The 14,430-nt window shown below is 63.0% G+C and carries 14 protein-coding genes; 11 read left to right on the forward strand and 3 right to left on the reverse strand.

From position 1 onward, the window contains the following. Positions 1 to 167 precede the first annotated feature (167 nt). The 9 genes from rbfA (at position 168) to gyrA (ending at position 10,628) form a co-directional block, all read left to right on the forward strand. Positions 168 to 566, forward strand: coding sequence for a 30S ribosome-binding factor RbfA (gene rbfA / locus BUA26_RS11785; RefSeq protein WP_072760938.1), 399 nt, complete (start codon positions 168 to 170; stop codon positions 564 to 566). 24 nt (positions 567 to 590) lie between these two features. After that, positions 591 to 1,517 (forward strand): tRNA pseudouridine(55) synthase TruB, encoded by a 927-nt coding sequence (truB, locus tag BUA26_RS11790; RefSeq protein WP_072760940.1) that lies wholly within the window; start codon positions 591 to 593, stop codon positions 1,515 to 1,517. Between the two features lie 166 nt (positions 1,518 to 1,683). Continuing rightward, the gene (gene rpsO / locus BUA26_RS11795; RefSeq protein ID WP_007513234.1) at positions 1,684 to 1,953 is read left to right on the forward strand and encodes a 30S ribosomal protein S15; all 270 of its coding nucleotides are present in this window, start codon (positions 1,684 to 1,686) and stop codon (positions 1,951 to 1,953) included. Between the two features lie 25 nt (positions 1,954 to 1,978). Continuing rightward, positions 1,979 to 4,093 carry a polyribonucleotide nucleotidyltransferase gene (gene pnp, locus BUA26_RS11800; RefSeq protein ID WP_072760942.1) on the forward strand — a complete coding sequence of 705 codons (2,115 nt, stop codon included), beginning with the start codon at positions 1,979 to 1,981 and terminating at the stop codon, positions 4,091 to 4,093. 132 nt (positions 4,094 to 4,225) lie between these two features. Beyond that, positions 4,226 to 5,335, forward strand: a complete 1,110-nt coding sequence (locus tag BUA26_RS11805; protein WP_255368295.1) for a poly(R)-hydroxyalkanoic acid synthase subunit PhaE — start codon at positions 4,226 to 4,228, stop codon at positions 5,333 to 5,335. Between the two features lie 12 nt (positions 5,336 to 5,347). Next, a complete protein-coding gene (locus BUA26_RS11810; RefSeq protein ID WP_072760946.1) occupies positions 5,348 to 6,415 on the forward strand; it encodes a class III poly(R)-hydroxyalkanoic acid synthase subunit PhaC in 1,068 nt (355 codons plus the stop codon). 31 nt (positions 6,416 to 6,446) lie between these two features. Beyond that, positions 6,447 to 6,632, forward strand: coding sequence for a PspC domain-containing protein (locus tag BUA26_RS11815; protein WP_072760948.1), 186 nt, complete (start codon positions 6,447 to 6,449; stop codon positions 6,630 to 6,632). A gap of 78 nt (positions 6,633 to 6,710) precedes the next feature. Then, a complete protein-coding gene (gene mtnA / locus BUA26_RS11820) occupies positions 6,711 to 7,724 on the forward strand; it encodes an S-methyl-5-thioribose-1-phosphate isomerase (RefSeq protein WP_072760950.1) in 1,014 nt (337 codons plus the stop codon). A 288-nt stretch (positions 7,725 to 8,012) separates the two neighbouring features. Then, positions 8,013 to 10,628: a DNA gyrase subunit A gene (gyrA, locus tag BUA26_RS11825; RefSeq protein WP_072760952.1), complete on the forward strand. Its 2,616-nt coding sequence runs from the start codon at positions 8,013 to 8,015 to the stop codon at positions 10,626 to 10,628. Positions 10,629 to 10,829: 201 nt separating this feature from the next. On the opposite strand, the gene BUA26_RS11830 is transcribed toward gyrA, so the two are convergent. Then, the gene (locus tag BUA26_RS11830; RefSeq protein WP_072760954.1) at positions 10,830 to 11,312 is read right to left on the reverse strand and encodes a peroxiredoxin; all 483 of its coding nucleotides are present in this window, start codon (positions 11,310 to 11,312) and stop codon (positions 10,830 to 10,832) included. Between the two features lie 145 nt (positions 11,313 to 11,457). On the opposite strand from BUA26_RS11830, the gene BUA26_RS11835 reads away from it, so the two are divergent. Both BUA26_RS11835 and BUA26_RS11840 read left to right on the forward strand, forming a co-directional pair. Next, entirely contained in the window at positions 11,458 to 11,910 is a 453-nt protein-coding gene (locus tag BUA26_RS11835; RefSeq protein ID WP_072760957.1) for an Hsp20/alpha crystallin family protein, read from the forward strand. Positions 11,911 to 12,004: 94 nt separating this feature from the next. Beyond that, positions 12,005 to 12,904 (forward strand): DnaJ C-terminal domain-containing protein, encoded by a 900-nt coding sequence (locus BUA26_RS11840; protein ID WP_072760958.1) that lies wholly within the window; start codon positions 12,005 to 12,007, stop codon positions 12,902 to 12,904. A 74-nt stretch (positions 12,905 to 12,978) separates the two neighbouring features. Here BUA26_RS11840 and BUA26_RS11845 read toward each other — a convergent pair whose 3' ends face one another. Further along, on the reverse strand, positions 12,979 to 13,344 hold the full coding sequence (locus BUA26_RS11845; RefSeq protein WP_072760959.1) for a response regulator: 366 nt from the start codon (positions 13,342 to 13,344) through the stop codon (positions 12,979 to 12,981). Positions 13,345 to 13,430: 86 nt separating this feature from the next. Next, positions 13,431 to 14,429: a YhdH/YhfP family quinone oxidoreductase gene (locus tag BUA26_RS11850; RefSeq protein WP_072760960.1), complete on the reverse strand. Its 999-nt coding sequence runs from the start codon at positions 14,427 to 14,429 to the stop codon at positions 13,431 to 13,433. Between the last annotated feature and the right edge of the window lies 1 nt (position 14,430).

Raw genomic sequence — 14,430 nt, forward strand, 5'->3', positions numbered from 1 at the left:
TGAGTGTGGTGCGGTCGCCCTCTCTTGTTTCCCACTTCTCTCCTCTCAGTACTCAGCTTGGTCTCCCGCTCGAAAAGCAGAAACGAGGGCGGGAGTGAGGAATGAGTGTGGCGCCACCGCTCTTTCTTGTTTCTCACTCCTCTCCACCCACTACTCAGGTTGTCCCCATGCCATCTCGTGATTTCAAACGTACCGACCGCATCGGTGCCGAGTTGCGCCGCGAGCTTGGCTTGCTGGTGCATGCGGCCGTGCGTGATCACGGGCTGCCGTCGGTCAGCGTGTCGGACGTGGAAATCACCCGTGATCTGGACTGGGCCACCGTATGGGTGACCGCCATGCTGCCCGAGCAAGGACTGCCGGCGGTGAAGGCGCTCAACGCGATGGGCCACGAGATCCGCCATTCGCTGGCACACAGCGGCATGCGCATGCGTCGGGTGCCGGAGCTGAAGTTCAAATATGACGACTCGGTCGACAAGGGCGAGCGTATCGAAACGCTGCTGCGCCAACAGGCGCGCGATCTGGCGCCGCTCAAGGACGACGAATCAACCGGCGACAAGCAGGATTGAACCGGATCGTTGGGCTGTGAGCCGATGAATCGTCCGCCGCGTATCAAGCACCGTGACCTGCATGGCATCGTCCTGCTCGACAAACCGCTGGGCCTGAGCTCCAATCAGGCACTGCAATCCGTGCGTCGATTGCTGCGTGCGGCCAAGGGCGGTCATACCGGTGCGCTCGATCCGCTGGCCACCGGGTTGTTGCCATTGTGTTTCGGCGAAGCGACCAAGCTGGCCGGCAGTTTGCTCGGTGCGCGCAAGGCGTATGTAGCTGAATGCCGGCTCGGCATTACCACCGATACGGCCGACCGTGAAGGCGAGATCGTGCGGCAGCGTCCGCTACCGGTACTCGACGAAGCCACCATCGAGGCGGCGTTGGCCAAATTGCGCGGACACATCCTGCAGGTGCCGCCCATGTATTCGGCGCTGAAACAGGATGGCGAGCGGCTGTATGCCAAGGCGCGTCGTGGCGAGAGTGTCGAGGTGCCGCCGCGCGAGGTCGAGATCCACCGGCTGGAGCTGCTGAGGCGCACGGACGACACGCTGACCTTGCTGGTGGAATGCGGCTCAGGCACGTATGTGCGCTCGCTGGCGGTCGATCTGGGCGAGGATTTGGGCTGCGGCGCGCACCTGACTGCGCTGCGCCGGCTGTGGGTGGAACCGTTCCGCGAGCCGCGCATGGTGACGCTGGAGCAGCTGCAGGCGGCGGCGGAGCAGGGCGACGAAGCCTTGTTGGCCTGGTTGTTGCCGGTATCGGCCGGATTGTCCGATTTGCCGGTGCTGCAACTCGATGAGCTGCAAAGCATGGCGATTGCGCGCGGCCAGCAGATCGAACTCCCGCAGGCCCCGTCCACCGGCCGCTGCGCCGCTTTTGCCAAAGATGGCGCGCTACTGGCGCTGCTGGAGCTGGACGACAGCGGCCGTGCGCGCATCCTGCGGGGCTTCAACCTGCCGCCGGACTGAAGAAAATGTGCTCGATAACCGCTTCGCACTTGTTGTAACACCACTCCCATCAGTAGAATAGACAAGTTATTTCAACGCTTTCATTCATCTAGGCGAAGCTTGCGCTTGCGTCATCGCGATGACGCAAGCGCAAGCTTCGCATCGCCTTTCAAGGAAACGTATACCCATGTCTCTTACCGCAGAACAGACCGGCAAGATCATTGCTGATTTCGGCCGCGTGCCGAACGACACCGGATCGACCGAAGTCCAGGTGGCACTCCTGTCCGCCCGCATCGACCACCTCACCGGCCACTTCAAGGAACACAAGCAGGATCACCATTCCCGCCGTGGCCTGCTGAAGCTGGTCAACCAGCGCAAGCGCCTGCTCAGCTATCTGAAGGATCGCGATCTTGCGCGCTACCAGACCCTGATCGAACGCCTCGGCCTGCGCCGTTAATTCACCGGACGAGGAGTAGAACAAAGTGGCAAAAGTAACCAAGTCATTCCAGTACGGTAGTCACGAAGTCACGCTGGAGACGGGCGAAATTGCCCGCCAGGCGTCGGGCGCGGTCATGGCCAGCATGGGCGGCACGGTGGTGCTGGTCACCGCGGTAGCTGCGACCAAGCAGAAGGAAGGGCAGGATTTCTTCCCGCTCACCGTCGACTACGTCGAAAAGTTCTACTCCGCCGGCCGCATCCCGGGCGGCTTCTTCAAGCGCGAAGGCCGTCCGACCGAAAAGGAGACGCTGACCTCGCGTCTGATCGATCGTCCGGTGCGTCCGCTGTTCCCGGAAGACTTCAAGAACGAAGTGCAGGTCATCGCGCAGGTCGTCTCGCTCAACCCCGAAGTTGACGGCGACATCGTCGCGCTGCTCGGTGCGTCCGCCGCGCTGTCGCTGGCCGGTATCCCGTTCAAGGGTCCGATCGGTGCTGCCCGCGTCGGCTACGCCAACGGTCAGTACCTGCTGAACCCGACGACTACCGAGCTGAAAACCTCGGCGCTGGACCTGGTCGTTGCCGGCACTGCGGGTGCGGTGCTGATGGTGGAATCCGAAGCCCAGCTGCTGTCCGAGGATGTGATGCTCGGCGCGGTGATGTTCGGTCATCAGCAGATGCAGACTGCGATCCGTGCGATCGCCGAGCTGGCTGCCGAAGCCGCCAAGCCGTCGTGGGACTGGCAGGCGCCGGCCCGCAACGAATCGTTGGTCGCCGCCATCAAGGGTGCGGTCGGCAGCAAGCTGGAAGAAGCGTTCCAGGTGCGCGACAAGCTGCAGCGCCGCGACGCGATTTCCGCGATCAAGGCTGACGTGCTGGGTGAGCTGAAAGCGCAGGCCGAAGCGAACGGCTGGGCGTCGGCCGAGCTGGCCAAGGAATTCGGCGAGCTCGAATACCACACCATGCGCGACAGCGTGCTGAAGACCAAGGTGCGTATCGACGGGCGTCAGCTCGACGACGTGCGCGCGATCACCGCCCGTGTCGGCGTACTGCCGCGCACCCACGGTTCGGCGCTGTTCACCCGCGGCGAGACGCAGGCACTGGTCGTCGTCACGCTGGGCACCACGCGTGATGCGCAGATCATCGATGCGCCGAGCGGCGAGTCGAAGGATCCGTTCCTGTTCCATTACAACTTCCCGCCGTTCTCGGTGGGCGAGGCCGGTCGCTTCGGTGCGCCGAAGCGTCGCGAAATCGGCCACGGCCGTCTCGCCAAGCGCGGCGTGCAGGCGGTCAAGCCCACGATCGAGGAGTTCCCGTACGTGGTACGCGTGGTCTCGGAAATCACCGAGTCCAACGGTTCCTCGTCGATGGCTTCGGTCTGCGGTTCCTCGCTGGCGATGATGGATGCCGGCGTGCCGCTGAAGGCGCCGGTGGCCGGTATCGCGATGGGCCTGGTCAAGGAAGGCGGCGACTTTGTCGTGCTCTCCGACATCCTGGGCGACGAAGATCACCTCGGCGACATGGACTTCAAGGTGGCCGGCAGCGCTGAGGGCATCTCCGCATTGCAGATGGACATCAAGATCGACGGCATCACCGAAGAGATCATGAAGGTTGCGCTGGAGCAGGCCAAGCGCGGTCGTCTGCACATCCTCGGCGAAATGGCCAAGGCGCTCACCACGGCCCGCTCGGAAATGAGCGAGTACGCCCCGCGCCTGATCACCATCAAGATCCACCCGGACAAGATCCGCGAAGTGATCGGCAAGGGTGGCGCGACCATCCGTTCGATCACCGAAGAGACCGGCACCACGATCGACATCAGCGACGACGGCACCATCATCGTCGGCTCGGTTAATCGCGAAGCGGGCGAAGCGGCCAGGAAGCGCATCGAACAGATCGTTTCCGACGTCGAGCCGGGCCGCATCTACGAGGGCAAGGTCGCCAAGCTGATGGACTTCGGTGCATTCGTCACGATCATGCCGGGCAAGGATGGTCTGGTGCACGTGTCGCAGATCTCCGACGAGCGTGTCGAGAAAGTTTCCGACAAGCTCAAGGAAGGCGACATCGTCAAGGTCAAGGTGCTGGAAGTCGACAAGCAGGGCCGCATCCGCCTGTCGATGAAAGCCGTGACGGAAGACGAGCGCGCCAGCGGCGCCACCGCCTGAGTCTCCGGTAACAACAAAGCGATAGGTAAGCGATCGGTAAAGCGATCGCACAAGGCCCGGCTCACGCCGGGCCTTGTGCGTTCTGGCGCCGATGATTTTGTGCAACACGTTTTTGCTAGGATGCTAGGAACCATGCATGAGGACGCACCGATGGCCGACCCGGCGAACGATTTCATCAGGGACTATCAAACCCTGGCGCAGCAGTCCTGGGACGCCTGGACACGCCAGCTGCAACAGCAGCAGCCCCAGCCCACGGTCAATCCGTTTTTCACGCCGCTGCCAGCACCGGCTTCCGGTAACGACACGCTGGAACGTACGCTGGCCGGCCTGAAGGGCTATTTCGACTGGATGCAGGGCGCTGCCGCCAGCGGTGCCGCAGCTCAGCCGGTCGATTGGCGTCAGCAATTGCAGCAGCTGTTCGGCGGTGCCGGCCAGCCGTTTGCGCAGGCGTTCGGTGGCATCGACAGTGCCGGTGCCGAAGGTTTTTCCAGGCAATGGCAGTCGTGGCTGCAGGCCGCGCAGCACAGTGGTTTCGGTGATCTGCCGGGCGCACAGGGACCGATCCCGGCGTTCGGATTGAACCGCGAGCAGCAGATGCAGCAGCAGGCCATGAGCGCCGCAGTGCTGGCCTCGTTGCAGGCGTCCGCGCGCTATCAGGCGCTGATTCAGCGCGCCAGTCAGCAGGGCATGCAACGCTTGCAGGACAAGCTGGCCGAGCATGCCGAACCGGGCCGCCAGATCGATTCGCTGAAGGCGTTGTACGACTTATGGGTGGATTCGGCCGAAGAGGCTTATGCCGAGGTCGCGATGTCGGACGAGTTCCGCGAAGCCTATGGCGAGATGGTCAACACGCAGATGCGCGTGCGGCAGATGCAGCAACAGCAGACCGAGCAAATGTGCCAGCAGCTCGGCGTGCCGACGCGCACCGAGGTGTCCAGTCTCGGCGAACGGCTGCAGGCCCTGCGCCGCGAGTTTCGCGCCAGCCAGACGCCGGCATCCGCGGATCACGCCGATGAGATCACGGCGCTGCGCCGCGAACTGGCCGCGCTGAAACGTCAGGTTGCCGATCGCGCAGGAGCGGCGCCCGTTGCGAAGAAGGCCACGCCGGCCAGACCGTCGACTTCGGCGGTAAAGAAGTCCATTTCGAAGGCCCCTGCAAAGGCGGCGCGTACGGCGGCAGCCAGCAAGGCCAAGCCAGACGCCGCATCAAAATCCCGCATCAGTTCGCGCAAGCGCAAGTAAGGAGACGTCGCCATGTACACGCCATTGCGCATCGACCCGACCAAGGCCCTGGGCGATATCGCCACGTTCCAGCGCAAGCTCGCCGCGGGCATGGGCCATCTGCGCGGCATGCGCGAGCCCGAATACGCGAACACGCCGCGCGAGCTGGTCTACAGCGAAGACAAGCTGAAGGTGTGGCATTTCACCGGCCACGGCAAGACGACGGCGAAAACACCGCTGCTGATCGTGTACGCGCTGGTCAACACGGTGTGGATGACGGACCTGCAAGCCGACCGCTCGATGGTGCGCAATCTGCTGGAGCAGGGTGAGGACGTCTACCTGATCGACTGGGGTTATCCCGACGGCGCCGATCGCTGGTTGACCCTGGACGATTACATCAACGGTTATCTCGATCGTTGCGTCGACGCGGTGCGTCAACGCCACGATCTCGATGCGATCAACCTGCTAGGCATCTGCCAGGGTGGCGCGTTCTCGCTGTGCTACACCGCGCTGCACCCGGACAAGGTGAAGAATCTGATCACCATGGTCACCCCGGTAGATTTCCACACGCCGGACAACATGCTGTCGCACTGGTGCCGCAGCATGGACGTGGATTTGTTCGTCGACACCATGGGCAATATCCCCGCTGGGCTGATGAACTACGTCTACCTCACGCTGAAGCCGGTGCGGCTGAATCAGCAGAAGTACATCGGCATGGTCGACATTCTCGACAACCCGACCGAGCTGGAGAACTTCCTGCGCATGGAGCGCTGGATCTTCGATTCGCCGGATCAGGCCGGCGAGGCGTTTCGCCAGTTCATCAAGGATTTCTACCAGGGCAACAAGCTGGTCAAGGGCACGCTCGAGATCGGCGGCAAGCCGGTGGATCTCGGCATGGTGACGCAGCCCGTGCTGAACATCTTCGCCGAGCAGGATCATCTGGTGCCGCCGGATGCATCGCGCGCGCTGGGCAAGCACGTCGGCACCACCGATTACACCCAGCTGGCGTTCAAGGGTGGCCATATCGGCATCTACGTGTCCGGCCGCGCGCAGCGCGAGGTGCCCCCGGCTATCCATCAATGGCTGAGTGCGCGAAACTGACGCCTTCCCCGCAGAGGCAGAGGTCGTCGATATGGAGAAGCGTTTATACCGCTCGCGCAATGACAGAAAACTCGCCGGTATCTGCGGAGGGATTGCCGAATATTATGGCTGGGACCCGACCCTGGTGCGGGTTGCCTGGATCGTGCTGACCCTGCTGGGTGGATCGGGCATTCTCATCTACCTGATCCTGTGGCTGGTGATGCCCGAGTCGCCGTAAGCAGCCCATGGCGGTTTCAGCCTTGATCAGGCGGCATCCAGCAAGTGACATCCGTTCGACCGAGTAGCAAACAAGCCCATGAATTACGACCGTTACGACCGCATCCGTGCCGTGCAATGGCAGGACGAACATCTGCGGCTGCTCGATCAGCGCCTGCTTCCGGGCGAGGAACGCTGGATCAACTGTGCCGACGCCAGCCACGTCACGCAGGCGATCAAGGATCTGGCCGTACGCGGTGCGCCGGCGATTGGCATCGCCGCCGCGTGGGGCGTGGCACTGGCCGCGAAACAAGGCGAGCCACTCGACGAAGTGCTGGCCACATTGCGTGCTGCACGGCCCACCGCAGTCAACTTGATGTGGGCGCTGGACCGGATGAAAAAACGCATCGCTGCGGGTGCCGATGCCGAAGCCCTGGTGCGCGAGGCGCAGGCGATCCAGGACGAGGATCTGGCTGCGAACCGGCACATGGGCGAGCTCGGCGCTTCGCTGATTACTCCCGGCTCGGGTGTGCTGACCCATTGCAACACCGGTTCGCTGGCCACCGCCGGTTACGGTACGGCGCTGGGTGTGATCCGTGCGGGTGTGGCCGCGGGACGGATCGATCGGGTCTACGCCGGCGAAACCCGGCCATGGCAGCAAGGTGCGCGACTGACCATGTGGGAGCTGGTGCGCGATGGCATTCCAGCGCAGCTGATTGCCGACTCCGCCGCTGCGCACCTGATGAAATCGGGCGCCGTGCAATGGGTGATCGTGGGTGCCGACCGGATCGCCGCGAATGGCGATACCGCGAACAAGATCGGTACCTATCAGTTGGCGATCGCTGCGAAATACCACGGCGTGAAATTCATGGTGGTGGCGCCCTCCTCGACGGTGGACATGGCCACCGGTACCGGTGAGGAAATCGAGATCGAACTGCGCGATCCGGCCGAGCTGCTCAGCACGGCCGGGAAACGCACCGTGGTCGAGGGCGCGCAGGCGTGGAATCCGGTATTCGACGTGGCGCCGGCCGAACTGATCGACGCCATCGTGACCGAGCGCGGCGTGATCGAGCGGCCGAACAGCCTCGCGATGCAGGCGATGTTCGGGTGGTGAAGGTGTCGCATCGAGACCGATGACGGCGTCTGCACACGGGTTCACCTTCGCATTTTTCAGGCCACCGCCGCAGGTTCGGCGGTCGCCGCGCTGGTCAATTTTTAGACAGTCCGCGGAATGCTTTTCAGGCGCCCCAAAACAACGTCATAAACGATTGATTAATAACAACTAAATCCTGTCGTTTTGATGGCGTTCGTGCTACACTCCACAGGTTGATTTCGGGTCGCTTGCGCATGCGCTGGAGGCGCGGCGCCAGCGTCCTTTTTTCGTTATCAAGGAAGCCGATTCATGGCAGAACTCGCCAAAGAAATCATTCGCGTCAACATCGAAGACGAGATGCGCCAGAGCTACCTCGATTACGCCATGAGCGTGATCGTGGGACGCGCCCTCCCGGATGTCCGCGACGGTCTGAAACCGGTGCATCGTCGTGTGCTGTTTGCGATGAATGAACTGGGCAATGTCTGGAACAAACCGTACAAGAAGTCGGCCCGCGTGGTCGGTGACGTGATCGGTAAGTACCATCCGCATGGCGATCAGTCGGTATACGACGCGATCGTTCGCATGGCGCAGCCGTTTTCGCTGCGCTATCTGCTGGTCGATGGCCAGGGCAACTTCGGCTCGGTCGATGGCGACAACGCCGCCGCGATGCGTTACACCGAAGTGCGCATGTCGCGGCTCACGCATGAGCTGCTGGCCGACATCGACAAGGAAACCGTCGACTTCGGCCCGAACTACGACGAGAGCGAACACGAGCCGCTGGTGTTGCCGGCACGCGTGCCGAACCTGCTGGTCAACGGCTCGGCCGGTATCGCCGTCGGCATGGCCACCAACATTCCGCCGCACAATCTCAATGAGGTGATTGCGGCGACGATGGCCTTGATCGACGATCCGTCGCTAGGCATCGACGATCTGATGCAGCACATCCCTGGGCCGGATTTCCCGACCTACGGCATCATCAATGGATCCTCCGGCATCATCGAGGCATACCGCACGGGTCGCGGCCGCATCCTGGTCCGCGCAAGGGCGGAGATCGAGACCGAGGCGAATGGCCGCGAGACGATCATCATCCACGAGCTGCCGTACCAGGTGAACAAGGCGCGGCTGATCGAGAAGGTCGCCGAGCTGGTCAAGGAAAAGAAGCTCGAAGGCATCAGCGAGCTGCGCGACGAGTCCGACAAGGACGGCATGCGCGTCGTCATCGAGATCCGCAAGGATGCGATGGGCGACGTGGTGCTGAACAACCTGTTCCAGCAGACCCAGCTGCAGGTGACGTTCGGCATCAACATGGTGGCGCTGCTCGATGGCCAGCCGAAACTGCTGAACCTCAAGGACATCCTCGAAGCGTTCATCCGCCATCGCCGCGAAGTGGTCACCCGCCGCACGATCTTCGAACTGCGCAAGGCGCGCGCACGTGCGCACATCCTCGAAGGCCTGACCGTCGCACTGGCCAACATCGACGAGATGATCGAACTGATCAAGACTTCGTCGTCGCCGGCCGAAGCGCGCGAGCGCATCGTCGCCCGGCGCTGGGAAGCCGGCATGGTGCGCGCGCTGCTCTCGGCCACCGGCGCGCATGCGTCGCGTCCGGAAGAGATGGATCCGCGCGATGGCCTGAAGGAGGATGGCTACCAGTTGTCCGAGGCACAGGCGCTGGAAATCCTGGCGATGCGTCTGCACCGCCTGACCGGGCTGGAGCAGGAAAAGCTTTCCGACGAATACAAGCAGATCCTGGAAACCATCCGCGGCCTGATCGAGATCCTGGAAAACCCCGAGCGCCTGCTCGAGGTGATTCGCGGCGAACTGGAAGCGGTCAAGGCCGAATTCGGCGATGCCCGCCGCACCGAGATCCAGCATTCGCAGGAAGACCTCAACGTCCTCGACCTGATCGCGCCGGAAGACGTGGTGGTTACGCTGTCGCATACCGGTTACATCAAGCGCCAGCCGGCCAGCCTCTATCGCGCGCAGAAGCGTGGCGGCAAGGGCCGTTCGGCGTCGGCATTGAAGGAAGAGGACGTTGTCGAGCAGTTGTGGGTGGTCAACACGCACGACACCTTGCTGACCTTCACCAGCACCGGCCGCGTCTACTGGCTCAAGGTCTATCAGATGCCCGAGGCGGGTCCGGGTGCCCGCGGCAAGCCGATCATCAACCTGCTGCCGCTGGGCGAGGGCGAGAAGGTGCAGGCGGTGTTGCCGGTACGCGAGTACACCGATGACCGCTTCGTGTTTTTCGCCACGAAGCAGGGCACGGTGAAGAAAACCCCGCTGACGGAATTCGCGTTCCAGCTGCAGAAGGGCAAGCTCGCGATCAAGCTCAACGAGGGCGATGCGCTGGTCAATGTCGAGCTCACCGACGGCAACAGCGACGTGCTGCTGTTCGCTTCCAACGGCAAGGTGAATCGTTTCGACGAGAACACCGTGCGCTCGATGGGCCGCACCGCTACCGGCGTTCGCGGCATGCGGCTGGCCAAGGATGCCCAGGTGGTCTCGCTGATCGTGGCGGCTGAAGGCGACATCCTCACCGCGACGGAACGCGGCTACGGCAAGCGCACCCAGCTGGCCGAGTTCACCAAGAAGGGCCGCGGCACCCAGGGCGTGATCGGCATCCAGTGCTCCGAACGCAACGGCGCGCTGGTCGCCGCCGTGCAGGTTACCGAGGCGCACGAGCTGATGCTGATCTCCAACCAGGGCACGCTGGTGCGTACCCGTGTGGCGGAAGTCTCGCAGCTGGGCCGCAATACCCAGGGAGTCACCTTGATCCGTCTGCCGGCCGACGAGACACTGGTCAGCGTGATGCGGCTGGATGCAGAAGAGGACAATGGCGAGGAAGGCGTGGTCGTTGATGTCCAGGCACCGACCGATGATGGAGGCTCAGCCGCGATCGAGCCTACAGCCACGGAAGAATGAGATTGATGTTGTTTTGAACAAAAAACCCCGGCGCTGCCGGGGTTTTTTGTTGGGACGTTGCTTGCATCCAACATCTGTATTCGCATTCAATGCGAGGTGGCGTTGGTGTCAATTTCGGTGGGTGCTGTCGTCGCGACCACTGTCGCCGGATCATGTTGGTCGGCAACAAGGAACAGGGCGAGCACCAGCCAAGCTTGCATGTCATTGCCCGATCGCCGCCAGCATCGCCTCCGCGCTGGAAACACGCAGCTCACCCGGCGCTTCGACCTGCAGCAGGCGCACCACGCCGTCTTCCGCGTATAGCGCAAAACGGCGCGTACGCAGGCCCATGCCGAATGCGGTGCCGTCCAGCTCCAGTCCCAGCGCGAGGGTGAAGCTGGCGTTGCCGTCGGCCAGCAGCAACAGGCCCGGGGGAACGTGTTGCGAGGCGGCCCAGGCCTGCATCACGTAGGCGTCGTTGACCGACAGGCACATCACGCTGATGCCGCGCGCCTGGAACTCGGAAAAATATTTGACGTAGCCGGGGAGATGCCGGTTCGAACAGGTCGGCGTGAATGCGCCGGGCACGCCGAACAGCACTGCCTTGCGACCGGCAAACAGCGCGCCGGTCTGTGCGGGCTGGATCTCGCCGTCGATGATCTTGATGGAAATGTCAGGAAGGGTGTCGCCGGGCTGGAGGCTCATGCAGAACTCGCTTGCGGGAGGAGAAGGAATGGCAGCACGCCATGCTAAACCGTCTGTGGCGCTGCTGCCTTGAAACCTTTCCGGCAGCACCTATTTTTCGGTGCAGCCGGCAATGGTGCCGCGAGACTATTGAGGAGGCAGCGACATGAATCCGAGTCGTCATTCCATCTGGGGCCATGATCTGGGGCCGTCCGAGGATTTCCGCCGGGCTGTGGGACGCTTTTTCAGCGCCGATGACAACGACCAATCCACCGTCGAAACCAGTCAGTGGGCGCCGCGGGTGGATATCCGAGAGGAAGCCAAGCGTTTCATGATTCTCGTCGATGTGCCGGGCGTCGACCCGGCCACGATCGAGGTGAGCATGGACAAGAGCATCCTCACCATCAAAGGCGAGCGCAAGGTCGACAGCGAGGAAAACGCGGGCAAGTTGACTCGGCAGGAGAGGGTTTACGGGACCTTCCATCGCCGCTTCGCGTTACCGGAAAGTGCCGATGCCGACGGCATCAGCGCGCACGGCAAGTACGGCGTGCTCGAGATCTCGATCCCGAAAAAGCCGGAAACTACCCCGCGGCGCATCACCATCAATACTGCCGGGTAACCGCAACGCTGTATCAAAGCCCCATCCGCCGTGGATAATGATTCACGGCGGATCGCGGCTTTGTGCTGTGCGATACCGGTGATCAGGAGCTTGCGTGGAATTCAAAGACTATTACGAGATCCTGGGTGTGAAGCCGGATGCCAGCGAAGCCGAGATCAAGGCGGCGTATCGCAAGCTGGCGCGCAAATACCACCCGGACAAGAACAAGGAAACCGGCGCCGAGGAGAAATTCAAGGCGGTCAACGAAGCGAACGAGGTGCTCAAGGACGCTGAGAAGCGGCGCTCCTACGACCAGCTGCGTGCCGGTGGCTATCGGCAGGGTGAGCAGTTCCGTCCACCGCCGGGCTGGCAGGGGCAGAGCCAGGGCTTTGGCGACGGCGGCGACGGCGACTTCAGCGATTTCTTCGAAAGCCTGTTCGGCCGTGGCGCGGCCGGCGGTCATCGTGGCCAGCCGCGGCCGCGGCGTGGCCAGGACGTGCAGGCGTCGGTGCGGATCGACCTGCAGACCGCGTTCGACGGCGGCCGCACGCGTCTGGCCATGCATGATCCGGCCGGTGGCGAGCGTGTGCTGGAAGTGAAGATTCCTGCCGGCATCCAGCCGGGGCAGGTGATCCGCTTGTCCGGACAGGGCCAGAGCGGCATGGCCGGCGGCCCGAATGGCGACCTGCTGCTGGAAGTAGGCATCCACGACGATGCACGCTTCCGCCTGGATGGCCGCAACGTGGTGCATGTCCTGCCGATCGCGCCGTGGGAAGCGGCGCTGGGCGCCAGCGTACCGGTGCCGACCCTGGCCGGTACGGTCGACCTGCGCATACCGGCCGGTTCGCAGTCGGGGCGCAAGCTGCGCCTGAAAGGACGGGGCATGCCGGGTACGCATCCGGGCGATCAGCTGGTGGAACTGTCGATCCGCACGCCGGTGGCCGACAATGACGAACAACGCGCGGCTTACGCGGCGCTGCACGAGCATTTCAAAGACTACAACCCGCGCCAGTAAGCGGATGGGCTGCCAATGAAAAAACGGCGCCTGTAGGCGCCGTTTTTTCATGAATCGGATGAGTCGCTGGATGATCAGTGCGGCAGGAACTCGTTCAGCGCCTTGATCAGTTCCTCTTCCTTGATCGGCTTGGTCACATAGGCTTTGGCACCCTGGCGCATGCCCCAGACCTTGTCGGTTTCCTGATCCTTGGTGGTCACCAGGATGATCGGGATATGCGCGGTGTCGGCATTCTTGCTGATCGTGCGCGTCGCCTGGAAGCCGTTGAGGTTGGGCATCACCACGTCCATCAGGATCAAATCGGGCTTTTCCAGCTTGGCCACTTCGACGCCGGCGGCACCATCTTCGGCGGAAAGGGTCTCATGCCCGAGTTTTTCGACGATCCGTTTGATACCCAGCAACTGGGACGGGGAATCGTCGACGATCAGGATACGTGCCATATGGTGATATTCCCCAGCGGGTTTCGTTGATTCTAATGCTGTGGTGATGGTACCTCCAAGCGCGGTTTCGTCAAACCATGCTTTCGTCAAACCGTGTTGTCGATACGCACGAGCGTGCGACCCGATGAGTCGCCCGCAAGCATAGACGCAAATATCCCGGGCAGTCCGTCGAGCGTGACTTCACGCGTGGCGATGCGTTCGAGATGCCGCGGTTTCCAGTCGCTGGCCAGGTGCTGCCATACGCTGTCGCGGATGTCGCGGGCGGTGCCGGCCGAGGCGATGCCGAGCAAGCTGGCGCCGCGAATGATGAACGGCATCACCGTGCTGTCGAATGCGACGCCGCCGGCGTTGCCGCAGATCGCCACGTTGCCGTACGGGCTGATCAGCGGCAGCAGGCCGCTCAGCATGCTGCCGCCGACGTTGTCCAATGCGCCGCCGAAGCGCGCCGAATCCATCGGCTTGCCGCTGAAGACAAGCTGGTGACGATCGATGCATTCGCTGGCACCGAGTTCGCGCAGCACGTCGAAATGATCCGTCTTGCCGCTGATCGCGTGCACTTCGTAGCCAGCGCGGCTGAAGATGTCGATAGCCAATTGGCCAACCCCGCCGCTGGCGCCGGTCACTGCGATGGGACCGAGTGACGGCGTCTGCCGGTTGTCCTGCATGCGCAGCAGCGCCAATGCAGCAGTGAAGCCGGCGGTACCGAGAATCATGCTTTCGCGCAGGCTGAGCCCCGCCGGCAGCGGGATCGTCCAGCGCGCGTCGAGGCGCGCGTATTCGCTGTAGCCGCCATCGCGTGTTTCGGACAGGCCGCTGCCGGTGCACAGCACGGCGTCTCCTTCCTTGAACGCGGGATCGGTCGAAGCGATCACGTGGCCTGCCACGTCGATGCCGCCGTTGAGCGGATACGTGCGCAGGATCCGGCCTTTGCCGGTGCCGGCCAGGGCGTCCTTGTAGTTGACCGACGAATACGCCGTCTTGACCAGTACCTCGCCGGGCGACAGCGCATCGGTGCTCATGGCTTCGATGCCGGCGCGGTAGCCGGCTTCATCGTTGTGGATGCGGAACGCGCGGAACATGGTCATC

The sequence above is a fragment of the Rhodanobacter sp. OK091 genome (genome assembly GCF_900142825.1).
Taxonomy (GTDB): Bacteria; Pseudomonadota; Gammaproteobacteria; order Xanthomonadales; family Rhodanobacteraceae; genus Rhodanobacter.

What these genes read in the sequence shown, in the direction of transcription:
- rbfA (WP_072760938.1), top strand. Translation starts at nt 168, where the DNA reads ATGCCATCTCGTGATTTCAAACGTACCGACCGCATCGGTGCCGAGTTG.
- truB (WP_072760940.1), top strand. Translation starts at nt 591, where the DNA reads ATGAATCGTCCGCCGCGTATCAAGCACCGTGACCTGCATGGCATCGTC.
- rpsO (WP_007513234.1), top strand. Translation starts at nt 1,684, where the DNA reads ATGTCTCTTACCGCAGAACAGACCGGCAAGATCATTGCTGATTTCGGC.
- BUA26_RS11805 (WP_255368295.1), top strand. Translation starts at nt 4,226, where the DNA reads ATGCATGAGGACGCACCGATGGCCGACCCGGCGAACGATTTCATCAGG.
- BUA26_RS11810 (WP_072760946.1), top strand. Translation starts at nt 5,348, where the DNA reads ATGTACACGCCATTGCGCATCGACCCGACCAAGGCCCTGGGCGATATC.
- BUA26_RS11815 (WP_072760948.1), top strand. Translation starts at nt 6,447, where the DNA reads ATGGAGAAGCGTTTATACCGCTCGCGCAATGACAGAAAACTCGCCGGT.
- mtnA (WP_072760950.1), top strand. Translation starts at nt 6,711, where the DNA reads ATGAATTACGACCGTTACGACCGCATCCGTGCCGTGCAATGGCAGGAC.
- gyrA (WP_072760952.1), top strand. Translation starts at nt 8,013, where the DNA reads ATGGCAGAACTCGCCAAAGAAATCATTCGCGTCAACATCGAAGACGAG.
- BUA26_RS11830 (WP_072760954.1), bottom strand. Translation starts at nt 11,312, where the DNA reads ATGAGCCTCCAGCCCGGCGACACCCTTCCTGACATTTCCATCAAGATC.
- BUA26_RS11835 (WP_072760957.1), top strand. Translation starts at nt 11,458, where the DNA reads ATGAATCCGAGTCGTCATTCCATCTGGGGCCATGATCTGGGGCCGTCC.
- BUA26_RS11845 (WP_072760959.1), bottom strand. Translation starts at nt 13,344, where the DNA reads ATGGCACGTATCCTGATCGTCGACGATTCCCCGTCCCAGTTGCTGGGT.
- BUA26_RS11850 (WP_072760960.1), bottom strand. Translation starts at nt 14,429, where the DNA reads ATGACCATGTTCCGCGCGTTCCGCATCCACAACGATGAAGCCGGCTAC.